Origin of the sequence: Bradyrhizobium sp. STM 3561, assembly GCF_045571455.1 — a bacterium.
GTDB classification, from domain to species: domain Bacteria; phylum Pseudomonadota; class Alphaproteobacteria; order Rhizobiales; family Xanthobacteraceae; genus Bradyrhizobium; species Bradyrhizobium vignae.
This window is the reverse complement of the sequence record NZ_CP120695.1, coordinates 368826-390566: the sequence shown is the minus strand read 5'-3', so window position 1 is coordinate 390566 and position 21741 is coordinate 368826. Positions and strand designations below refer to the sequence as shown.

Sequence of the window (21741 nt, the reverse complement as noted above, 5' to 3'; positions counted from 1 at the left end):
GCGCGTTCATATCGACTTCGCTCAGAACATGCCGAGCCAGCGCCAGTAGGTCGACGCGCAAATCACATAGACGATGCAAGCGAGCAGGCTGATCGGGACACCCACCTTTGGGAAGTCGAGGACAGTCAAGCGGCCCGTACCGTAGACGATGATATTCGGCAGCGTGTTGTAGAACATCAGCACCGGGTAACCACCGATGATCATGCCAGCCGGCAAGACGAGCACGCGCGGATCCACCTGAGCGGTCTCCGCGAGAGCCAACACGATCGGAATGATGCCCGTCGCCATAGCGGTTGTCCCGACGAAGAGCACATGCAGCAGCTGCAGGACGATCATGACAACAAGCAGCATGGCGAGCAGACCTGCCCCGCCCAAACCGAGTCCATGGAATATCGTCCCTGCAATCCAGTTTGCTGCGCCGGTCTTGATCAGCAGATCGCCGAGCGTGATGCCACCGCCACATATGAGGATGACTTGCCAGGAGATCTCGCGGCTGCATCATCACGCAGCTGGGTGTTCCTGCCGAAACAGGCAGCACTTGTCCGACGCGCGCTACTTGAGATGGATCAAAGGCGGAACAGGAGCATCGCGGCGACGCCGACTGTGAAGATTCTTGCCCCGAGCTAGCTCTTTGCCCATGCTCGAAATCTAACTTAGGGTGGGGCCGGTGTGCAATTCGTGCCATTCCCAAGCCAACTGATGGGGTGGATGGCCCCCTCTCGCGGCATCGAGTGCCATAATGGTGGTCGTCGAAGATCACCAGTAACGGGAGCCATCCATGGGCAATATTACAGCAATCGGTCTTGATCTGGCAAAGAACGTTTTCCAGGTGCACGCGGTCGATGAGGCGGGCAGCGTAGTCATGCGCAAGCGGCTGCGACGAGGCCAAGTTCTTGCTTTCTTTGCGGAGATTCCCTCGTGCCTCGTGGGGCTGGAGGCCTGCGCGACGGCGCATCATTGGGCGCGCGAGCTAACTGCGCTTGGCCATGTACCACGACTCATGCCGCCTACCTATGTGAAAGCCTATGTGAAGCGCAACAAGAACGACGTGGCCGATGCCGAGGCGATCTGCGAGGCGGTTAGACGTCCATCGATGCGCTTCGTACCGATAAAGACGACGGAGCAACAATCGGCCCTCATGATACATCGGGCTCGCGAGTTGCTGATCCGCCAGCGCACTATGCTAGTCAATGCCTTACGTGGGCACTTGGCCGAGTTCGGCCTTATCGAGGCGCAGGGGTTGCACAAAGTGGCGAAGCTGATTGCAATTGTCCTGGACGAGAAGGACAGGCGCATATCGGATATTGCCCGCCAGGTGCTGAAGATGATCGTCAGCCAAATCGAAGATACTCAAACCCGGATCGCTGGGCTCGAGAGGCAGATCCTAGCATGGCACAAGAACAACCCAGTCAGCCAACGACTGGCCACCATCCCGGGGATAGGGCCGATCATCGCCACCGCCATTGCAGCAACTGTTAGCGATCCAGGGGCATTCTGCAGCGGCAGAGACTTCGCCGCTTGGCTTGGGTTGGTGCCGCGACAAAACTCCACTGGTGGTAAAGCGCGTCTGGGCGGGATTAGCAAACGAGGTGACTGTTATCTCCGCCGCCTGCTCGTTAATAGCGCTCACACCGTGCTGCTCTGTTCGAAACAAGCCAAGACCGACCCTTGGCTAAGCTCCTTGCTCAGTCGAAAGCCAAGACTAGTTGCCGCAGTCGCCTTGGCCAATAAAACGGCACGTGTAGCTTGGGCGATTATGAGCAGACAGGAAACCTACCGAAATGCGACATTGGCGGCCTGACCTCTAAGGGGCGTACCGCCAGCTTGCGAGAGTGAAAACACGTGATGGCACAGTCGGTCACCCGACGGATCGAGAGAAACCTGACCGCCTCAGTGGCGTTCGAACCCGGCCAACTGATAAGGCCTCGATCCGCGGAATCCATCAAGGCCAGCGGTTATGTACGACCGCGAAGAAAGGCCGGACACATGACTGCAAGCGACCACTGCTCATCACGCAAAAAATTCTTGCAAGCCGGGGGCCAATGGTATGGACCCCGCCCTCGCCGCGGTGGAATCTCGAGCGTCAACTGCAGTGAAGGAGGATATCATGCAGGTCGTTCGGATAGGTCTAGATCTAGCGAAGTATGTCTTCGAAGTTCACGGCGTCGACAACCACGGGAAAGTCGTTGTGCGAAAGAGGTTGCGTCGCGATGCGGTGGCCGGCTTTTTCGCCAATTTACCGGCCTGCCTAGTCGGCATGGAGGCTTCCAACGGGGCACACTATTGGGCTCGCGTACTCACGGCGCTTGGCCATCAGGTCCGACTGATCAGCCCTCAGTTCGTGACACCATACGTCAAGTCAAACAAGAACGACCAGAACGATGCGGAAGCCATCTGCGAAGCGGTCGGCCGTCCGTCCATGCGCTTCGTGCCACCGAAATCAACCGATCAGCTGGCGGTACAGGCTGTCCACCGCATTCGCCGACGCCTGGTCGCCGACCGGGTCAGGCTCGCTACCAGATTCGCGGTCTTCTGTCCGAGCATGGCATTGTCATTGCCCGTGACATCGCGCAGCTGCGGCGCGGCCTCGCTGTCATCGTCGGGAACATCAATGACGGCCTCAGCGAGATGCTCCGAGCGCTCATGAGGGAATTGCAAGAGGAGTTGTCCGAGCTTGATACCCGCGTTGCAGCCTATGACCGGCGCATAAGGGAAATCTTCCGTACGAATGAGCAGTGCCAGCGGCTCGGCAAAATCGAAGGCATCGGACCTGTGACAGCAACAGCCTTGATCGCAGCCGTAGGCGATAGAAGCTGTTTCAAGAACGGCCGCCAGTTCGCGGCTTGGCTTGGCCTGGTGCCGAAGCAGCAATCCAGTGGAGGGCGGGCCCGCTTGTTAGGCATCAGCAAACGCGGCGATCGATACCTGCGGACGCTGATGATTCACGGAGCTCGTGCCGCCTTAAGCCGGGCCACTGGCAAGCAGGATCCGCGAAGCCTCTGGCTCGGCAAAATCCGACAACGGCGCCATCCCAATGTCGCGGCCGTGGCTCTTGCCAACAAGAACGCGCGGATCGTGTGGGCTATGCTCACAGGCGACGCAGCTTATGAGCCGGCGCTGTCGGTGAAGGCGGCCTGAAGCGAAGCGGCAATCAAGGAAAGGAGATCTCACCCGGCAATTGCAACAAATGGCAGGAGATGGCGAAACGGTCACCCGTCGCTTCCCGAACCTGATGTGTGGACCGGCACGGCTTGCGCCGATGTCTCGGGGCCGTTGAGGTGGAAGCGGGCGAAAACCATCGAGGCTCGCGGCGGAGACGTTGTCCAGCCGCATCAAGAAGCCGGATATACGTCTGCAGTTGTGACCGTCGATCCTGATCAAGCCGGTCGTTGCAATCGGGCGGGGTCCATATACTCGCCAGCCTCTTTGGTCTGCATTCGGCTAATGCACGCTCCAGCTCGCCGGCTAAAACCTTGTAGTGCGCAGCCGCGCGGCGGAAGACATTTCGCTTGATGTCGCTCTTAGCCGATCGTCCAAGCTCCTCGCAGTTGGCGATGTTCGCCCCGGAGCCTCTCAAGGTGGACAAGGATGTCTTTCATGGAACCGTCCCGATCATGCCGAGCGCGTTAGCAGATCGCTGATGATTGGGATAGTACAAATGGCACCGTGCTCAGGATACCTGCTCGGTGACTTTGGATAGCTCGGATTCCAGCCTCAGAGCCCGTTGAGCAGGCGCCCCTCATGTGTAAGGGTTGGTCGGTCGCTGCTTGCGCTGTTCGTCTACCCTCCTCTCCCGCGCCAGTAGCGGTGGCAGACAGCGGAACGGCATCGAGAATAAAGTCTACCCAGGCGGTCGCGACTCTCAATTCGAGAATCGAAGCGGGATCGGCCCAGAACACCACGATCGTATTTCCTTCTCAGACGCTTGATGCCTTACGATCGACCACCTTCGACCGTTCTCAGAAACGATTATTGCTCCGAATTTCGATAACGGGCTTGAATAGACTGCCGATCGTCGGTTTCGATGTTCACCTGACGCGCGTGGCTCCAAGCGGGGAGTTAAAACGCACTGATCCGAGTTTTCTCGGCTCCGTACATCTATTCGTCCATGCACACCATGGCGAGGAGGTCTTTCAGGATTTTACGATCCAGGACCCGACAGTTGTCAATTCCGCGTCCCCGGCCGTCACCTTCGTGCCCGTCGCGCTCACGCAAAGCATCGGTACGGGCCGGCCGAATCTGCAAGGAAGCCCGTTGAGGATCACGAGCATCTCCGTTCTCGCACAGGATCGGTAAGTCACGTTAAAGTCCAATCAATTCGCCCAAACATGTCGCGGCTGGAGAAGTCGTACTTTCATGACTTGAAGGCGCGGCCGCCGCTACCACTTGCCTCGCTGGCGCTAAGCCGAGCCGGGTGTTGAGGTGTCAGCGCCCCATCTCTGCGAAGAAGTTAGCGCGACCAACTGCAGGAGACGCATGGCAGACACTTCGCAGAGCTAAAGATCGGAAAGTCTGCTGCCCTGTTCGATGACAAGGGAGAGCTTGTCGGCGCCCACCCCGGTGGTTGGCGCATGCAGTTTCGCGAAGATGATGGTGGAGCGGAAAGCCTCCTGTTGCGTGCGAGAACGGCCACACAGGCATCAGCATCGAAGTCCCAACGACAATGGCGAGCTTCACCGGCCCTAGCCAGGAGCAGAATCCCTGTCCGTTCTGCGGCCAAAGCTTTCAGCCTCTCCGGGCCACTCTGTTCGAAACGAACAGGGGTCTTCGAACGCGTCGGCGGAATGCCATCTTAGCGCTGTCCTGTTTCCTCGCGACTACAGAGCCGTGAGATGGCGGCTTTTGTGAACTACTTCACACTTAGGGCTGCCAAGACCTGATAGGCCCTGTCGAGGGGAAGACTATCGAATTGATGACACGGGGGTAGGTGGTGGCAACACCTGATGAGATCCGCCAAGAGGCCTGGACGCAATTTATCAACGCGCGAGGCACTTCCACCGTCTTTCAGAGACGAGCTGCAAAGCTGAAAAGATGGATGCAGGCCCGAGATTTTTCTGCCGTCGCGATCCCGGTGATCACTGCCTTTGTAGCTACAACTGACTTCGTCGATAAGCTTGGATCGTTCAAAGCAATAGCCCTTGGCGTTTTGGCCTTCGCTGTCTTGATGCAGGTTCTCTTATCGGCTTGGTCATTAATCGCCCGCTGGGACGAAGAGCGGTCTTACTCGCTAAGGGCGCTGCGGGACGCCAACGATATGGAGGTTAACTGGCGAGAAATTGCCAAGAACCTTGTTGCTGGCGATATTGAAGAAGCTTTTGAATTCGCAAGATCGCAGCAGAAAGTTATCGACAGCCACGACATCGGCAAAGAAATTTCCGAAGATGAGCGACGCATCGGATTGCGCGCAGGACTGAAAGAGGTGCCTCGTCCGTGCGTCGAATGCAAGAAAATCCCGGCAACGATCGACGTACCCAAACACGTCGTTAAACCCTGTCCAGTTTGTGGAGGAGAACTATAATGGACAATCAAACACGCGCTGTCTTGAAGGGCTATCTTTCGCTCAGTTCGCAGCAACGCAAGGAAGTTGCAGACATCATTGATAACGAGCGTAAGCAAAAAATCACTGAAGGCACGATCCGTAAAGATGCTGGGATCAGCATGGGGCCTTCTGGCTCCGGCTGCCCCTGCTGCGGCCGCTAAGTCCCGCCCGCCGATTCACGCTGGCGGGCAGATTGAGTACGGGGACCGGCAGATCTCCGGTCTTGCGCCGATTGTCGTCAAGATCGACAGAAGCCCCCAACCGAATAGGCGGAACGAGGCTTCATCTTTTGCAGCTCGTGTAAGTCCTATTCGGGCTTCGCTCTTCTCGACAGGCATGCGACGACTCCACGGTGTCCTCCAAGGCAACGTGGCATCGGCGCGGGCCTTCGCTTTCTCGAAGCGTGTACGCGCGGCCTGCTCTTCCTCCCGCGTCGCATCGAACGTATCCTTAAATCTCATTGTCGTTGGTCCGCTCCTACTTACGGCGCGCACATTGTATGCGAGCCCGGCGCGTCGCTCAATGCAGACCGTCGTATACGGTATACGCCCCCTCCTCCTCCTCGTCTTTGTCAACGTCATCGTCTGGCCAAATGGGGCCTAACCCGAAGCGGATAGAGCACAACAACCGGGATTCAGTGTTGCCAGTGCAGCCTGCGCCTTAATCAGGCGATTTTTCGATACAGAAAAATTTCAGCAAGTCTTTCGATCGCCCTCCAAAGGCACATTCTTATACGCCCCTTAGGAGGCTGAAGCCTCGCAGCCTCAGTTCCCTCCGTTTAGACCAGCTGGACATTTTGGTGTTAGACCCGACTTAGAGAGGGCGGCCGACAATGACGGTCAAAAGCCCGTGGCCCCACAGCCGCTTGCCGCCGCCTTGGCATCATCCAGAGTTACGGCATCGACGATGGCGTTGCGCTTCTCGTAATCGATCGGCAGCGTGTGCTCCTGATGCTGCAGCAGTTTCAGCGCAAAACTGGAGGACGTGTCGAGCGCCAGCATCTGCGAGCCTTTGAGATAGGACTTCACGTCGTCGAGTTCTTTCTGAGTGGGGCCATCCTCGGCGACACGGCGGACCTCCTTCTCGATCGCCTTTATCGTGTCGCCGGCGCGCTCGGCACGCGTACCGGCTGTGCCGATGAAGATCGCCGAGTGCTCCATCCACAGCGGCGATTCAAACACGACTTTGTCGGTTGTCCGTTTCAAAAATACCGTTTGAAAAATCAGCTGCCCAAAAGGTCTTGCCGGCTAAGACACTGATATGGTGAGCGCACCAGGGCTCGAACCCGCTGATTAAGAGTCAGCCCCGGGGTAAGAACAATCTCATCGGAATCAGACTTTGTCCGCCGGCCAGCAGCCGCGCCCCCCTCTCCATGCTTGGCAAGCGCCGCGATCGCATCCTCGATGGAACTAGGGTCTGTACTCAATAGGGATTCCCGCTGAGGCGGAGTTGTGATTCAAGACCTCCGAGTCGAAGGGGGGCTTGATGGGGCAAAAGCTATATTGGCTGAGTGAGGCGGAGTGGAAGCGGATTGAACCGCTGTTGCCACGTGGGCGGCGCGGCGCCCATCGCGTGGATGACCGACGCGTGATCAGCGGGATCCTCCACATGCTGCGATCGGGCGCACGCTGGCGAGACTGCCCGGCAGATTACGGCCCCTACACGACCATCTATAACCGCTTCAATCGCTGGAGCCGCCAAGGCGTGTGGGGCAATATTTTCTACGCCTTGACTGGCTCAACCGGCCGGGTCGGGACAATGTCCACCGACGCGACCCACATCAAAGCCCACCGCTCGGCGGCGGGCGCAAAAGGGGGGACTTCCAGCAGGCGGTCGGCCGCTCGCGAGGCGGACGCACCACCAAAATCCACGCGCTGACCGAGGATTATGGACGTCCGATCGCCTTCGTGATCACGCCTGGCAACTGCCATGACCTCACGGCGGCGCGCGATCTGCTGCCTGCCGTCTCACCTGCTCGACGATTGCTTGCTGACAGGGCCTATGACGCCAATAGCCTGCGTGAGTGGTTGGCCGAGCGCGGAACAAAGGCAGTAATTCCGCCCAACCCAACTCGCAAGCATCCGCACCGGTACGACGTGAAGGCCTACAAAGGACGCAATCTCATCGAACGCATGTTTTGCCGCCTCAAGGACTTCAGGCGGATTGCGACCCGCTACGACAAGCGAGCCGACAACTTCCTCTCGGCCATCCTCTTGGTCGCCGCCGTTACTTGGTGGATCAATTGAGTCCGGACCCTAGCACTACTTTGGCAGATTGTTGATTTTGGCGCGTTTTATAGGATTCCCGAATCAATTTTTCAATGATTCATGGGTGGTCGGCTCTTGGAGGGCTGACCATGCCGGGATGGGAAGACGAACTCGAACGCTGGCTGATGCCGTTCTTGGACCGACTGGGTCATAAGACCCGGCAGCGGATGTGTCCTCTGTATGTTGCGGGATTGATCGGTCCCGGCGATCGTAAGAGCGTTCAGCCGATGGCGGAACGCCTTGCCACCAGCACCTACGACCAGTTGCACCATTTCATTGCGGACGGTGTCTGGGACGCGACGCCGCTGGAGACAGAGTTGCTCAACCAGGCGGACCGACTTGTCGGCGGCAGGGATGCGGTGCTGGTTATTGATGACACCTCACTTCCCAAGAAGGGTGAGCGCTCGGTCGGTGTTGCGGCTCAATACGCCTCGGCTCTCGGTAAAACGGCAAATTGCCAAACACTGGTGTCTTTGACGCTTGCGCGCAGCGAAGTACCCGTGATGGTCGCGTTACGTCTCTTTCTGCCTGACAGTTGGACAAGCGACGAATCTCGTTTGAAGCGCGCTCGCGTGCCAGTCGAACATCGAACGCCACGGTCCAAGCCGGAGATTGCTTTGGCCGAGATTGACCGCGCGATAGCAGCCAGCGTGCGCTTTGGATATGTGCTGGCGGATGCAGGATACGGCCTCAGCGCACCGTTTCGACAAGGGCTAACAGAGCGCGGGCTGGTCTGGGCTGTCGGAATCCCGCGGCACCTGAAAGTGTATCCGGTCGATGTGAAGCTCATTTGGCCGATTACCAAAGCCCGCGGCAAACCACGAAAGCACCACGTGCCCGATATCTTATCAATTGCGGCCGAGCAAATGCTGGCCGGCGCCAAATGGAAAACCGTGAGTTGGCGTAGCGGGACGAAAGGTCGGCTTAAAGCCCAATTTGCTGCGGTCCGTGTCCGGACCGCCGACGGCCCTCCGCAGCGGATATGGGATAAAGGTCAGCAGCATCTCCCAGGCGACGAAGCCTGGCTCATTGGCGAGCAACGTGCGTCCGGGGAGAAGAAATACTATCTGGCCAATCTTCCGGCGGCGACGGATCTGCGCACGCTGGCCGCCACCATCAAGGCACGGTGGATTTGTGAGCAGGCGCATCAGCAGTTGAAGGAGGAACTTGGACTTGATCACTTCGAAGGGCGATCATGGCAAGGTCTTCATCGCCACGCCCTGATGACAATGATTGCCTACGCCTTCCTGCAACATCGTCGCCTCGCATACGCGGGGCGGAAAAAAGAAATCTACGGGCCTCCGCCTCAGCCAACCATGCCAGCCGTACGTCACGCCATCGTTGATCTCATCCTTCGGCCGCCGTCTCAGCATTGCCCATATTGCCGAAGGCAAATCCGTGAAAAACAGCGGCGAAAACACAATCTGCCAAAGTAGTGCTAGCACGATGGTATTCGAAGGGCCACGGCTTCATTCGGATCCTCTCGGCGATCTATCAATGGATCATTTTCTGATCCTCAAGAATCCGACCAATTGCCGGAGCGGCTTCGCCCACATCCTTTTGTGCATCAAGCAAAGTACAGACGCCGTGAACAACATTACGATGGACGACAGCCCTAGTCGACGAGCGCAGTGGCATTGTAGCCTCGGCAGCTCGCCTTCGGCTTGATGAAACACAACCCTACTTCATCATCGCTTCGACCTCTGCGCGAAAAGCCTTCCGCGAGGCATCGCGTGAATAGAACATGTGGCCGCCCGAATAGGCCACGAGTTTGACGCGATCCACCGCCGAGGCAAAGGGCGGCAATTGGTCGAGCGCCATCTTCGAGCCGAAATAGGGTGTGACAAGATCGAACAGGCCGTGTCCGACCAACACGTTCATCTTGGGGTCTGTCGCAAGCATCTCGCGCAGCTCTGAAAGCGATTCCGGGGGGCTACCGTTGCCAAAATTCCAGGCCGGCCTGACGCCACGGTTGAGCAGTTCATAGGAGCCGTCTGGCCGCCAGTTAAGCTTGCGCGTCAAGACATCAACGGCGGCGCTCGCCAGCGGCGCCGCCACCGCATCCCCCGAGGGATCGCCGAAGCGGTGGCCATCGGAGTCCGGATAGGCATCGAGGCCGCGCGCGGAGGCGTCATAGCCGCCCGTCACCTTGCCGCTCTTGCGTTCTAACTCGCGACGGAATTCGCCGACGCCAAAGCGCCCGGCCAGCCGTCGGCTTACGGCCTGGTCGATGCCGGTCAAGGCGGCGACTTTGTCGGCTAGACGGTTGGTGGCCTCCCTATCTGCCTGGCCTTTGACGAGGTCAGTCAAGAATTCACCACGCGCGTAGGCTTCGATATCTGCGAGATCGGCGCGTGTGACCGCTCCCCTGCCTTGGCCCTTGGCTTCGCGGGCCACCGCGACATAGCTTGGCAGCGTCGCGACATATTGCAGAAGGCTCGTGCCTGCGACGCGGTAGTCGAACAGCGGCGAGACCAGGATCAGGCCCTTCACGCCGACGCCCAGCTGAATCTGCAGATTGCGCACTACCTTGGGTCCACGAATGCCGCCGTAGCTTTCCCCCGCAATATATTTCGGCGAGGAGAGCCGCTCGTGCTTCTCAAGCCAGCGGCGGATCACTAGCGCGATCGAACTGGCGTCGCCGTCGACCGAATAGAACTGCTCGCTCACTTCCTCGCCAGTCGCCACGAAGCGGCTATAGCCGGTGCTGACGGGATCGATGAACACGAGGTCGGTAAAATCGAGCCAGGTCTCGGCGTTGGGCCTGACCTCCGGCGAGGCCGACGGCGTGACAGTCTCCGCATCGATTGGCAATCGCCAGGGCCCGGCACTGCCGAACTGCAGCCAAGCGGAGGATGAGCCGGGGCCGCCATTGAAGAGAAACGTCACCGGACGCGTGGCGCGATCTGTCCCGTCGAGCTCATAGGATGTGTAGGCGATATCGGCCTGGGGCTCGCCTTTGTCGTCTAATAGGCAGATCGAACCCGCAGTCGCGACGAAATGAAGCGTCCGGCCCGGCAGCTCCAGCGTCTGTTTAGTGATGGAATCCTGCGGCAGGCGATGCTGATCGGCGACCACTGGCAAACTCGGTGTGCTACCGCTACGCGCCCCTGGCTCTCCCTTCGGGCCGGCCGGCATCGTAGAGCCGAGGCGCGGCGGCGAATCGTCGGCCCGGGCGCCCATTACGGCGCAGGTAACGAGGGCTAGCGCAAGAGAGGTGCGGCGCAGCGCGATCAAATCGAACAGCATTGATTTCTCCCGGTCCGACCGGACCTTGCTCGTCAATCAAGAAACAACTGGTGAGGCCCGGTCCGAGCTGCCAATTGCCCGTCTTGAGGTTGCGGCACAATCCGGTTTCGCACGACTATGTTACACAGTGGGTGTTTCCCAAAGCGGCTCTAGTCACTTAGCTGAAAACCGGGAACAACAGACCTACTAAGGCTGGTAGTCTCTATTATTGGGCAAGGCGTCGGCGGATTCGCCTGGCTTGGTCTTCAGTATTCAAATTTACCCGTCAGATCGAAAGGCCGGCACGGCGGATGAGCGCTGTTGATGCTCAGGTCTGTACCTTTCGGGAAGTACTGCCGCAACAAAGCGTTGGTGTTCTCGTTAGTGCCACGCTGCCAATGGCTTTGCGGGTCGCAGAAGCAGACTTGGATACCCATCCGGCGCTCTTCATGTCAGACGGGAAAAAATCACAGAGTTGGAGCCCGTTTGACCTGCCACTGAATTTTCATCCAGCAGCAGTTAGAGTCTCGGCGGTTTGTGTAGCGAGACCGAACTTTGGACCACCCAGAACTAGAGTTTTGCGCTCTTATCACGTTGGCGGGCTGGTGGCGCCGGCGTGATTTTGCAGCAAAATCGGCGGCCGATTGCCGATCGCTCCATGGGGCCGCTCCTCGTTGTAGTATCTGCGCCAAGTCTCCACCTTTTCCCGGGCGTCCGCAAGCGACAGGAACCAATGGGCGTTGAGGCATTCGACCCGGAAGCGGCCATTGAACGCTTCGATAAAGGCATTGTCGGTCGGTTTGCCCGGGCGTGAGAAGTCCAGCGTGACGCCGCGCTGGTAGGCCCAGAGGTCGACGTCGCGCGACACGAACTCGCTGCCTTGGTCGAGGCGGATCGTCGCCGGGAAGCCCACTTCGTTGCAAACCCTTTCCAGCACCTCCACAACATCGGTGCCGCGGAAAGTGAGTCGCGGCTCCAGGGCGGGCGAGAAGCGGGAGAAGATATCGATAATCGTGAGCACCCGGAGCTTGCCACCATTTGCCAGCTGGTCATGAACAAAGTCCATCGCCCAGGTCTCGTTGGCGCGCGTCGCTGGCCTGCGGTCATCGCGCAGCTTGGCCTTGACCCTCCGCTTCGGCGATTTATTGCGCAATTGCAGGCCCAATTCGCGATAGATGCGACGGGTCTTGTTCTGCCCATGACGCCATCCCTCGCGGCGGAGCAGGACGTGGACGCGGCGATAGCCGTAGCGTACGCGAACATGGCAGATCTCCTTGATCCGAGCTTCGAGGGCGGCCTGGCCGGAACGACGAGATTTGTAGTGGTAGGTCGAGCGATCGAACTCGAGGGTCTCACAAGCCTTGCGGATCGAGACTTGCCACTCACCACAAACCTCATCGACGAGCTTGCGCTTCCGACCAGGCTTTATAGCTTTCGGCGGATCACGTCCTGCAACATCTCCTTGTCGAGCGACAGATCGGCTACCAGCTTCTTTAGCTTGGCGTTCTCGTCCTCGAGCTGCTTCAGCCGGCGCATCTCGGTCGGCAGCAGACCGTCATACTTCTTCTTCCAATTGAAGTAGGTCGCCTGGCTGATCCCGGCCTTGCGGCAGATCTCCGCAACCGGGACCCCGTCGTTGCCCTGCTTGAGAATGAACACCTTTTGGGCGTCCGAAAACTTCGAGGCCTTCATCGTCGTCGCTCCTCCCAGTCGAGGGATTTACGCAGCGCCAACTCTAGCCAAAAATGGTCCAGTTTGCCGGCCTCAGATCACATCGTTCCCTCGCCACCGCGAATGAAATCGCCGTCGAGAACAGCTGAAAGACACAGGCGAAGGCGATCGTCGACGGCCTATTCAAGGCGATCGCCATCGCAGCTTCGAAGAAGCTGACCTTCACGCCAGCCAAAGCAATCGAGAACGTTCTCAACGGATGAGCGGAGCCGTTACAAGTGCCGTAAATCGCTAGACGATGGAGCCTACGCCCCTCATCCATCGTCAGTGGCTCGTCGCATTGGCGGATGAGGCCGGCCAGCTCGGCTTCGAGCACCTTGCGCCCCGCGGGCGTGGACGGCGATTTCCGCCGTCCCGCGCGCAATTCCTCGATGGTGTCAACGATCATGAGGAGCTCTCCCACCGCCGCGACCAGATCAGCACCAGGCCTTCCTCGCCCTCCAGCCCGATCAGGGGGCGTAAAACGGAGCGGGAAAACTCGGATCGTCCAGCTTGACCGTAAGCGCTTAGCAATGAACCTATTGAAGCTGACTTGACGTTTTGCGGAAGCGCCACGGCATCAGGTCGCCGATTCTGCTATGGGGATGGCCATCGATGATCGCCTCGAGTGTTTCGGCGATGTAGGCGGCCGGATTGACTTGGTTGAGCTTGCAGGTAGCGACTGTCGACGCCAGCATGGCCCAGTTTTCTGCCCCGATTTCATGGGCCGCGAAGAGGGCATTTTTTCTGGTTAGGCAGACTGGCCGGATGGCGTTCTCGACCGGGTTGGTGTCGAGCTCGAGACGCCCGTCTTCGAGGAAGCGGGTCAGCCCCTGCCAATGATTGAGCGCATAGCGGATATCCTCGGCGAGGGTCGAACCGCTGGAGATCATCGACAGCTGTTTCTCGAACCACGACTTTAACGCGGCTACCATTGGCAGCGAGTGCTCCTTGCGCGCGGCCAACCGGATGTCCGGCGATGAGCCGCGCACCATGGCTTCGAAGGCGTAAAGCTGCGCGATGTGCCGAACAGCGGCCTCGGCGATCGGTGACTTGCTGTTGCGCACCAATTTGACGAAGCGCCGGCGCAAATGGCTCCAGCAATGCACGAGCGTCCATGGCCCTTGCGGTCGAACGACCTCGGTCAACCGGTCATAGCCGTCATAGGCATCGCATTGCAGGTAGCGTCCGCCAAAACCGTCGAGGAACTGCTCAGCAAAGGCACTGCTGCGACCGGGGGCGTATCGGAACAGCACGATCGGTGGACTTGGGCCGCTGTGGCCACGGTCGTCTGACGCGATCGCCCAGAAGTAGCCTTTCTTCGTTTGACCTCGCCCCGGATCAAGCACCGGCCGTGGTCTCATCCATGAACAACCGATCCGCCATAGCCAGGTGGTGGCGCATGTGGTCCGCGATGGGCTGAAGATGGAAGCAGGCGCGGCCAGACCAGTTGCCCAGCGTCGCCCGATCGAGCCGGATCCCCTGGCGCGCATAGATCTCGGCCTGACGGTAAAATGGCGTATGGTCGCCAAATTTGGAGACGATCACGTGCGCGATGGCCGCTTCGGTCGGCAGCCCGCCGGGTACGACGTGCTCCGGTGCGTGCGCGTGCACGACGGGGCCCGAGCAGCGGCGACAGATGTATTTCGAGCGGCGCGTGACCAGCACCCGCCATTGCGCCGGGATCACGTCAAGGCGCTGGCTGACGTCCTCGCCGATCTTCGTCATGGCGCCGCAACCGCACGGGCAGAGCGTGCTTGCAGGCTCGATGATCCGTTCCACGCGCGGCAAATGGGCAGGCAAGCAGCCGCGATTGCGATGAGAAGCTTGATCCGTCACGCTCCGCGATCGGCCCTTGATCACAACCTCGGCTCTCTCCTGCGCCGCGTCCAGGATGCCTTGCGCGATCTCCACGTCTTCCAGCGGTAAGTGATACTGATCTGGCCGCAGCTTCTCGGACTTCGCGCCGAACCTGTCGGCCGCAATTCGGCGAGGATGACCTCCAGGCGGCGTCGGGCTTCTTCCGACGCCGCCAGCGCCCCCTGATGCTCCCTGCGTTTGCGCCAAAAGCGCTTTCAGTTGTTCATTTTCGTCGCGCAGCGCCGCGATGCTCATGCGCTATTTCGAGCACATCGCCGCCGCGTGTGCCACGATCAAAATAGCTGCCGAGTCATGCTGCCGCAGTTATCCCGCCGCCTGCGGGCGCCGTGCTTCTTCCGGGCGGACGAATCTCCAATCCAGCCCTTCGAACAAGGCAGCAAACATCGCGGGCGAACTGCGCATCACGTCCGCGATCGTTGGCCAAACGAACTTGCAACCTTCGAGGCGCTTGTGCACCAATACCAGGCCCGTTCGATCCCAGACCAAAACCTTGATCCGGTCCGCTCGTTTCGATCGGAACACGAAGGCTGCGCCGCTGAACGGATCGAGACGGAGCATCTCCTGCACCTTTGCCGCAAGCCCGTCATGGCCACAGCGGAAGTCGATCGGCCGCGTTGCAATGTAAATCTTCAGATCAGCACCGGCCGCGATCATCGTGACGCTCGCACCGCACGGATCACCCGGGAGAGCTGCTCACCATCAATGGCCGTATCCGTCCGCAGCACGACATCTCCGATCGCGATCTCGAGCGTGACCGTCGGAGCGTGACGCTCCTCCAGCGCATGTTCCACGACCAGCGGCGCGAATGTCGGCTGCGGCGCGTCGCACGGCGGCAACATGCCTCGCTGTCGAAAACGCCGTCGCCAATTGTAGATCTGCCATCGCGTCGCTCCGTGCTTGCGCGCAACCTCGGACACCTGGGCACCGGGCAACAGACTCTCGGCGACGATCCGAGCTCTCTCTGCTTCCGAGCGCACGCGCCGCCCCGACGGTCCTTCCAGAACTTCCAACCGGCTCACCGACCTTGGGCCGTCTAAATGGACGTCCTTTTTGCTGTCCAATCCCATCTCAAACCTCCGTCCAACCCCGGAGGCTTCTTCGCACAGCTATTACGATCCCGAAGCAAGGGCTCCGGCTAAGCGCTTACGGATGATCTTCGCCTGATCACCGTCTGCGGCGAGGACCTGAACGACGCCACGCTCACCGGGGGTCGAGATAGGGTCTATAATCGACGAACGCTGACAGCCAGGCTGCCATCAGGGCCGGGACGCGTAGCTTGAGCGTGCGGCCAGCGATCAAGTCTGTGGCCTGCTTCTTCAATTGAAGCGAGTGCGGAGAGCATCGAGTTATCGATACTCACTTGCCTTGTGATTGCAGGCGCTCGAAATCCGTGCTCCATCTTCGTACGTGCGCGACTGTGATTATCACGCTGGCTCACGATGTACCGGCCCCACTGCGCCCCCTGCCTTTGGCCACTCACCAAAAGCACAATCAATCCAAATAGATGCGGCGCGCAGCTGCTCTGCACAACCACCCGTTCCGGCGCGTGGCGATCGAGCAGGAGGGGCGACCAATGGGCATTGTCACCTAGACCGTCGTCATTCAATGACAGAAACAACAAAAGCTGGCTGTGTCGTTGCCATTCTGGTCGCGGACCCCGGTTGCGAGCACCAGCGGCCCTCTATCGAGCAGCGGGCTGATCTCATTCGCCTCGAGATCCCTGAAATGCGCCTCGCCGTCCTCCGCGAAAATCATGGTTATGGACTTGCCAGCCTTCGCCTCGATCTCTTTATCGGAGTCGACGAACGTCAGCCCCAGCTGCTTTGCGAGTGCACGTCCCACACCGGATTTCCCGGCCCCCATCATGCCAACGAGCACGATCGGGCGGTTGTCGAGGGCGCCAACAATCTCTGTTGCGTGCCGACCGCGCTGCACATGTGGGCCGGGCCACGTTCGACACACGAGCAGGGCTGGCGCCAACGCTGTTGACGACTTCGGCTTCCCAATGGGGGATCTCTGTGGCCCCCTCGGGGATGACAACCTTGTTGCACGCCCGTCGCACGCGCTCCAGGAGTTGCTCGGCTATAGACTGATCCGAGGGCTCTTCGCTCCCTCGCTGCAACCGTCTGAGCTTCTGCAGCTCCTTGTAGGTCGCATGATTGTCGAGCTTGGCCTTGTAGCTGTCTGCGGTGTGAAACTCGAGCTCAAAATGGTACCCGCCAGTCGTGGCGAGCACTGTCCTAATGCCAGCGAAGGTCCGCGATCGCGTCCTGAACCAGTTAGTCGTGCTGACCTCGCTATAGCCGCTCTCCTCAAACGCTAGAATGGCTTTCTTGAAGGCACGTGTAAAATCCCTGTCAGAGAATTCGAAGACGTGTCGTACAGCGTTATTGAAAAGCTGGATGCCGGTCTCAGAGCTGGCCTGGATTCCGGTGAGCTCGTCTGTCATTGAGCTTGGCGATCTAAGACGCTTAGCCAAATGGGGCATCTTCGCGTCGATGCCGGCCCCCTTAAGTAATTCGGCAACCGACATTGCCGTCCGGGTGATGTCCTTCTCTTCGGCTTGAGCGCGAGAAGCCTCCATTTGGGCGCGCTGTGCCGCTTCCTCGCGAGTCAACTTGATTGTGGTGGCCACATCTTCGGCAGCAAGCGTTAGAGCCGAGGGTTCGCGCAGAATTCCCCGCTCGGCAGCAAGCTTAATCGAGGCTTGCATGACCGACGCCGCCAGCGTCGGATTGCCTTTAGATCCTCCAAGGCCGCATCGACATCGAAACGACCTTGGTTGAGGGTAGCCGCCAAGCTCTTGATGTATGGCGCCGATTTCAACCCGGCTGTCTGTTGCAGCAGGCGCTGAAGCTGCCTGCTCTTGATCATAAAGGCGTAAGCGCCAGAGAGCAGCTCGATCTTCTACACAACTTCAAGAATCGAATGAGCGCATATCCTGAGGTTACGCAGTGCTACTACGTAACGGGTTCGGCTGATTTCATTCTGGTCGTCAACGCCGGCTCTATGGAGGAATATGGAGCATTTACCGAGCGAGCATTCTTTCCCGACAAGAACGTCAAATCATTCAGTACATATGTGTCGATGCAGACGATCAAGTTCACCACCCGCATCAACCTTGACGTATCCTGACTAGCGGGCTTTGCTTATGCCTGTTGATTTCCGCTCCAAAGCGATAGGTCGGTGGGACCTTCCGTGGCAAAGAGCAGAACCTTGGCGGACTGATCGAGGCCAAGTTTTTTACGGTCCTTCTCTTCGGTCGCCCTCAAGAGGCCTGCTAATCCAGCCGCTCCGGACTCTCCGACGTGAAGAGCCTGATCGCCTGAAACACCTTCATGAAGCAAACGTACCGCGCCCACGGCTTCTTCTTCGGTCACCGTGATGTAGCCGCTGGTCAGCTCGTGGAGGATCGGCCAAACCAACAACGATGGGCTTTGGCATTCAAGCATCGACATGTGTGTCGCAGGTCCAGATGGGAGCCGCACGGGCATCTTGGCTCGGGCGCTTTCGTAAAGGCATGCCGACCGTTCTGGTTCCACGATCCAAAGATGGGTATCGCTCCCGAATAGCCCTCGTGCCGCGCCATGGGCGAACACGCTTGCTGCAAGGCCTCCCACACCAGCCTGAACCAGAACATGCGTAAACGGCTTCGAATGTCCTGCCGTTGCCGCAATGATTTCGTCGATTAAAATCGCATAGCCCTGGACCACAAACGTGCAAGCAGTGTCGTCCTCGCCAGGGCCAACCGTATCCGGAACAGCGATCCAACCATCCTGGAAGGCAGCCTTGGCTGCAGCTTCGACGGAGTCGTTATAGTCTCCAGCCACGCGCACGATTGCAGCGCCGAGCCGCGAGATATGAGCAGCCCGCTCGTCGCTCACACCTTCGTGGAGATATACGACGGCCCGGGCCCCTATGAGCCTCGCTCCGGCCGACGCCGAACGGCCATGGTTACCGTCCGAAGCACACGAAAATGTGAGCTCTGAAAGAATAGATCGCACGCCAGGCTCCGCCAATTCGGCAGGCAGAACCGAGCGTCCCGTCCGTCTTTCAACGTGCTTCATTGCGAGCTTCAGCACCGCATAGGCGCCGCCGAGCCCCTTGAAACTGCCTATACCAAGCCGCTGCGTCTCATCCTTGATCCAGATTTCGCCGAGACCCAGCTTGGCGGCGGTATGCGGCAGGGAAATCAAGCTGGTGGGTGCATAATGCGGGCAGACCCGAAGGAGGCGGAGAGGCTCATCTCCTGCGTTGCGGTCGCACCACCAAGGAGCCTTTATCAATCCGGGTGAGCGATTGCGCAACAGAAAGGGCCGATGCTTGGCAAGCGTCTCCGACGAAGTTTCCGCGGACTTTGAAGTGGGCAGTAAGGTGATCCTCCAGGCCAGGCAATTACGATCTTCTCGAACCACTTTGCCAGTCCTTGAGGCCGTTTGGCGCAATCTATGAAGCGGCAAATGAAGGATTTTGGCATTGTGAGCCTTAAAATGGCGGGTTTGGGCCATTCTGTCAGTTATGTTTCGAGAGATTTTGCCGGTCGAGGGACCGGTGGTGTCTGCGCATCTATCCATCTACCTTCGTCGCGAAGAAGGAACTTCAGGTGCATAATGTTCGGAAGCAAACTGCAAGCTCGATCAGGATCTTTCTGATTCCGACGTCGCTCGCTTGCGAGCGGATACGCCGGGCGTTGCACACCGAATCCACCTTAATAACGCCGGCGCTGCGTTGATGCCGAGCCCCGTCGTCGATGGTATGGTCGCATACCTTCAGCGCGAAGCCACAATCGGCGGATACGAAGCGACTGCCGAAAGCACGCGGCAGTTGGAGGGCGTATACGATAGCATTGCTCGACTAGGCTGTGTGGACTCTTGGGATTCTCAAATCAGATGGAACATGATTCAAGGCTTTCTTTTAGGAGAAAGCCTTGGGTGTCCTGGATCGGCTCGTTCTGAGCGACATGCAATGGGACCGTATCTCCGGCCTGATCATCGGTCGGCCGGATCAGCGCGGTTCGACCGGCCGGGACAACCGGATGTTTGTCGAGGGCGTGTTGTGGATCGTGCGAACCGGTTCGCCATGGCGTGATCTGCCCGAAGCGTTCGGCGAATGGAACAGCGTCTTCCGACGCTTCAACCCATGGAGCGCCAAGGGGGTCTGGCTGCGCATGTTCGAAGCGCTCGCAGATGATCCAGACTTTGAATATCCGATCGTTGACTCCACCATCGTCCGCGCCCACCAGCACGCCAGCGGCGCAAAAGGGGGGCTCAAAATCAGGCCATCGGGCGTTCGCGCGGCGGCCTGACGACCAAATCCATATGGCTGTCCGCGGCTGGGTTGTCCGGTCCGCTTCTTTCTCACCGCAGGTCAAGCCGGTGATGCACCTCAGGCCCAGCCGCTCATCGAGGCGCTCGCAGCCGAGGTCGTGATGGGCGATGCGGCCTACGATTCCGATGCGTTGCGATCCGCGATCGCCGCAAAGGGCGCCGAAGCCGTTATTCCGAACAACCCCTCACGAGCAATCAAATATCCGCTCAACAAACCCCTCTATGCCGAGCGTCATCTGATCGAATGCTGCTTCTCGAAACTGAAGCGGTTCAGGCGCGTCGCTACGCGTTACGAAAAGACCGCGCGAAACTACATGCGCTCCAGGCCTCCGGGTCCAGAACGTGATTTGCCTCGTCGGAATAACCTCGACCCGAGCGCCCGTACGGCGAGCGACCTGCAAAATCGCAATAATTTGTCGCAAACTCTGCGGAGCTAGTGAGAATTCGGTCGCCAGGGCCAAGGCGGAGCGAATAGAACGCGCGCTGCCACGCCAAAGTGGCATTCTCGGCCAGCGCGATTTCTTCGCGCTTTGAGCCGACTAGGCTGTGTGGACATTTACCTTAGCCAGAGCAGAGTTGCGGCGATAGCGACGATGGCGAAGTAGGATAAGCGCGTAAGGCTGATCGCCATCACGTGGATACCGACCAACGGCGGCTTGGTGAACCCAGCTGAAGCCGTGGGACGCATCGCACGCGCTCATAGCGTTCGCTACCTGCTGGACTGCGTGCCAGGCCGTTGGCCAGATCCCCGTCGACCGAGGCGATTTCCTGAAGGACATCGAATCCGCCATGATAGACCTGTTCGGCGCACCTTGGGTTGGACCTGAGCGCTACGAACTTAGGCCCGACGCACGACGATTCGAGGCTTGGGAAGCGAACTACGTGCGCGGCTTGGGCTTCGTATCGCCGCGGACTACGCGCTTTCGATTGGCATAGACAGTATCGAACAACGTTGCCGCCACCTTGCGAACGAATTGCGAGCAGCACTTGCCACCGTCCCTGGGGTGTTGCTTTACGATCTTGGAGAACGTCCGGCTTCAATCGTGTCGTTTACAGTTCGGGGCACAGTCGCCCGCGAGGTCAAGTGCAATCTTGCAGGGCAGAACATTAATGTATCCGTCTCGCCACCAACAAGTACACCGTTAGATGCATCGAGCAGAGGTCTGCCGGACATCGTTCGCGCATCCCCGCATTACTACAATACGATTGATGAGGTTCACAATCTCGCGTCAGCGGTGAAGGGAATTGCCGCGTCATCATAGGCTGCGGGCGGCGCCGATTGATCAAACACGTCCAGTTTGCGATTTCGGCCTAGCGTGTGGCTTATCTAGAGGTCGCCTTTCGGATCACGACTCTGCATCCTCAATTTCGGTCGGCGTAGGGGCCAAAGAAGCTAGACGCGCTAGCATCACTTCTGAGCTCGCGGTACTAACGGTAGAACGCCCTATTTGCTGTGACTATTTCGGTCACGACATCAAAGACCGCCGCCATCTTTGGGACGTGCCGTAACTCCTCGTGGATGGTAAGCCAAAACTCTCGATTGGTCCTTGCCTCGGAGGCCGGTACGCGCCGGAGCGTGGGTTCAAAGTCCGCCAGGAGGTGGGAAATGTTCCGCAAAGCCTCGCCTGACCGCCTCCAACTGGACAAGTGGACTGGTGCTGCGGAAAACGACGCGTCTCTCGCCGATAGTGTCCTGCAGCCATTTCACTGCGGAGATTTACTGCAAAGGCGTTGGCCGGCGCAACCATATCGGCGAGCCATTTCCGGAAGAGCTCTTCATGCGCCTTCA

15 protein-coding genes and 9 pseudogenes are annotated in these 21741 nt (G+C 59.0%); 11 read left to right on the top strand and 13 right to left on the bottom strand.

Annotated elements, in window-relative coordinates:
* Window positions 1-21: 21 nt before the first annotated feature.
* Window positions 22-429, bottom strand: a complete 408-nt coding sequence (locus tag P6U28_RS01635) for an anion permease (RefSeq protein ID WP_407123188.1) — start codon at window positions 427-429, stop codon at window positions 22-24.
* Between P6U28_RS01635 and P6U28_RS01630 the strand changes: the two genes are divergently transcribed.
* The 5 genes and pseudogenes from P6U28_RS01630 to P6U28_RS01610 all read left to right on the top strand — a co-directional run bounded on the left by P6U28_RS01630 (window position 313) and on the right by P6U28_RS01610 (window position 5700).
* A complete protein-coding gene (locus P6U28_RS01630; protein ID WP_407121590.1) occupies window positions 313-627 on the top strand; it encodes a hypothetical protein in 315 nt (104 codons plus the stop codon). The genes P6U28_RS01635 and P6U28_RS01630 overlap by 117 nt on opposite strands.
* A gap of 151 nt (window positions 628-778) precedes the next feature.
* A complete protein-coding gene (locus P6U28_RS01625) occupies window positions 779-1801 on the top strand; it encodes an IS110 family transposase (protein ID WP_407121589.1) in 1023 nt (340 codons plus the stop codon).
* Window positions 1802-2047: 246 nt separating this feature from the next.
* Window positions 2048-3138: pseudogene (locus tag P6U28_RS01620) on the top strand (IS110 family transposase).
* A gap of 1792 nt (window positions 3139-4930) precedes the next feature.
* The gene (locus P6U28_RS01615) at window positions 4931-5518 is read left to right on the top strand and encodes a mobilome CxxCx(11)CxxC protein (RefSeq protein WP_407121588.1); all 588 of its coding nucleotides are present in this window, start codon (window positions 4931-4933) and stop codon (window positions 5516-5518) included.
* Entirely contained in the window at window positions 5518-5700 is a 183-nt protein-coding gene (locus P6U28_RS01610) for a hypothetical protein (RefSeq protein ID WP_407121587.1), read from the top strand. Before P6U28_RS01615 ends, P6U28_RS01610 begins: the two co-directional genes overlap by 1 nt.
* Window positions 5701-6352: 652 nt before the next feature.
* Here P6U28_RS01610 and P6U28_RS01605 read toward each other — a convergent pair.
* Window positions 6353-6723: pseudogene (locus P6U28_RS01605) on the bottom strand (M16 family metallopeptidase); the annotation flags it as partial.
* A 301-nt stretch (window positions 6724-7024) separates the two neighbouring features.
* On the opposite strand from P6U28_RS01605, the gene P6U28_RS01600 reads away from it, so the two are divergent.
* Window positions 7025-7785 (top strand): IS5 family transposase gene (locus P6U28_RS01600; protein ID WP_407121586.1). Its coding sequence is split into 2 segments (ribosomal slippage): window positions 7025-7361 and window positions 7361-7785, totalling 762 coding nucleotides; the frame shifts between segments, so codons are not numbered across the junction.
* A gap of 74 nt (window positions 7786-7859) precedes the next feature.
* Window positions 7860-9151, top strand: a pseudogene (locus P6U28_RS01595) (IS701 family transposase).
* Between the two features lie 335 nt (window positions 9152-9486).
* On the opposite strand, the gene P6U28_RS01590 reads toward P6U28_RS01595, so the two are convergent.
* The 9 genes and pseudogenes from P6U28_RS01590 to P6U28_RS01550 all read right to left on the bottom strand — a co-directional run bounded on the left by P6U28_RS01590 (window position 9487) and on the right by P6U28_RS01550 (window position 16467).
* Window positions 9487-11055, bottom strand: a complete 1569-nt coding sequence (locus P6U28_RS01590) for a S10 family peptidase (RefSeq protein WP_407121585.1) — start codon at window positions 11053-11055, stop codon at window positions 9487-9489.
* A 296-nt stretch (window positions 11056-11351) separates the two neighbouring features.
* Window positions 11352-11468: pseudogene (locus P6U28_RS01585) on the bottom strand (IS30 family transposase); the annotation flags it as partial.
* Between the two features lie 155 nt (window positions 11469-11623).
* Window positions 11624-12726 (bottom strand): IS3 family transposase gene (locus P6U28_RS01580; protein WP_407121584.1). Its coding sequence is split into 2 segments (ribosomal slippage): window positions 11624-12465 and window positions 12465-12726, totalling 1104 coding nucleotides; the frame shifts between segments, so codons are not numbered across the junction.
* A 43-nt stretch (window positions 12727-12769) separates the two neighbouring features.
* Entirely contained in the window at window positions 12770-13153 is a 384-nt protein-coding gene (locus P6U28_RS01575) for a hypothetical protein (RefSeq protein WP_407121583.1), read from the bottom strand.
* Window positions 13150-13268, bottom strand: a pseudogene (locus P6U28_RS01570) (DUF736 family protein); the annotation flags it as partial. The gene P6U28_RS01575 and the pseudogene P6U28_RS01570, both read right to left, overlap by 4 nt.
* A 15-nt stretch (window positions 13269-13283) precedes the next feature.
* Window positions 13284-14780 (bottom strand): annotated as a pseudogene (gene tnpC, locus P6U28_RS01565) (IS66 family transposase).
* 148 nt (window positions 14781-14928) lie between these two features.
* A complete protein-coding gene (gene tnpB / locus P6U28_RS01560) occupies window positions 14929-15279 on the bottom strand; it encodes an IS66 family insertion sequence element accessory protein TnpB (protein WP_407121582.1) in 351 nt (116 codons plus the stop codon).
* Window positions 15276-15692: an IS66-like element accessory protein TnpA gene (gene tnpA / locus P6U28_RS01555; RefSeq protein ID WP_407121581.1), complete on the bottom strand. Its 417-nt coding sequence runs from the start codon at window positions 15690-15692 to the stop codon at window positions 15276-15278. The genes tnpB and tnpA overlap by 4 nt, the downstream gene beginning before the upstream one ends.
* Before the next feature lie 535 nt (window positions 15693-16227).
* A complete protein-coding gene (locus P6U28_RS01550; protein WP_407121580.1) occupies window positions 16228-16467 on the bottom strand; it encodes a shikimate kinase in 240 nt (79 codons plus the stop codon).
* 936 nt (window positions 16468-17403) lie between these two features.
* Here P6U28_RS01550 and P6U28_RS01545 point away from each other — a divergent pair.
* Window positions 17404-17760 carry an Lrp/AsnC ligand binding domain-containing protein gene (locus tag P6U28_RS01545; protein ID WP_407121579.1) on the top strand — a complete coding sequence of 119 codons (357 nt, stop codon included), beginning with the start codon at window positions 17404-17406 and terminating at the stop codon, window positions 17758-17760.
* A gap of 14 nt (window positions 17761-17774) precedes the next feature.
* Here the strand turns inward: P6U28_RS01545 and P6U28_RS01540 are convergent, their stop codons facing one another.
* Complete coding sequence (locus tag P6U28_RS01540; protein ID WP_407121578.1) at window positions 17775-19133, bottom strand: diaminopropionate ammonia-lyase; 1359 nt, start codon at window positions 19131-19133, stop codon at window positions 17775-17777.
* Between the two features lie 160 nt (window positions 19134-19293).
* On the opposite strand from P6U28_RS01540, the pseudogene P6U28_RS01535 reads away from it, so the two are divergent.
* A pseudogene (locus P6U28_RS01535) lies at window positions 19294-19476 on the top strand (aminotransferase); the annotation flags it as partial.
* 76 nt (window positions 19477-19552) lie between these two features.
* A pseudogene (locus P6U28_RS01530) lies at window positions 19553-20269 on the top strand (IS5 family transposase); the annotation flags it as partial.
* A gap of 7 nt (window positions 20270-20276) precedes the next feature.
* Here the strand turns inward: P6U28_RS01530 and P6U28_RS01525 are convergent.
* Window positions 20277-20483 (bottom strand): annotated as a pseudogene (locus P6U28_RS01525) (aminotransferase class V-fold PLP-dependent enzyme); the annotation flags it as partial.
* Window positions 20484-20818: 335 nt separating this feature from the next.
* On the opposite strand from P6U28_RS01525, the gene P6U28_RS01520 reads away from it, so the two are divergent.
* Window positions 20819-21214, top strand: a complete 396-nt coding sequence (locus tag P6U28_RS01520; protein WP_407121577.1) for an aminotransferase class V-fold PLP-dependent enzyme — start codon at window positions 20819-20821, stop codon at window positions 21212-21214.
* Window positions 21215-21741 lie beyond the last annotated feature (527 nt).

Bases quoted from the DNA above. Each gene is read 5' to 3' on its own strand.
- P6U28_RS01630 (WP_407121590.1), top strand. From the start codon at position 313: ATGCAGCAGCTGCAGGACGATCATGACAACAAGCAGCATGGCGAGCAG.
- P6U28_RS01625 (WP_407121589.1), top strand. From the start codon at position 779: ATGGGCAATATTACAGCAATCGGTCTTGATCTGGCAAAGAACGTTTTC.
- P6U28_RS01610 (WP_407121587.1), top strand. From the start codon at position 5,518: ATGGACAATCAAACACGCGCTGTCTTGAAGGGCTATCTTTCGCTCAGT.
- P6U28_RS01590 (WP_407121585.1), bottom strand. From the start codon at position 11,055: ATGCTGTTCGATTTGATCGCGCTGCGCCGCACCTCTCTTGCGCTAGCC.
- P6U28_RS01575 (WP_407121583.1), bottom strand. From the start codon at position 13,153: ATGATCGTTGACACCATCGAGGAATTGCGCGCGGGACGGCGGAAATCG.
- tnpB (WP_407121582.1), bottom strand. From the start codon at position 15,279: ATGATCGCGGCCGGTGCTGATCTGAAGATTTACATTGCAACGCGGCCG.
- tnpA (WP_407121581.1), bottom strand. From the start codon at position 15,692: ATGGGATTGGACAGCAAAAAGGACGTCCATTTAGACGGCCCAAGGTCG.
- P6U28_RS01540 (WP_407121578.1), bottom strand. From the start codon at position 19,133: ATGGCCCAAACCCGCCATTTTAAGGCTCACAATGCCAAAATCCTTCAT.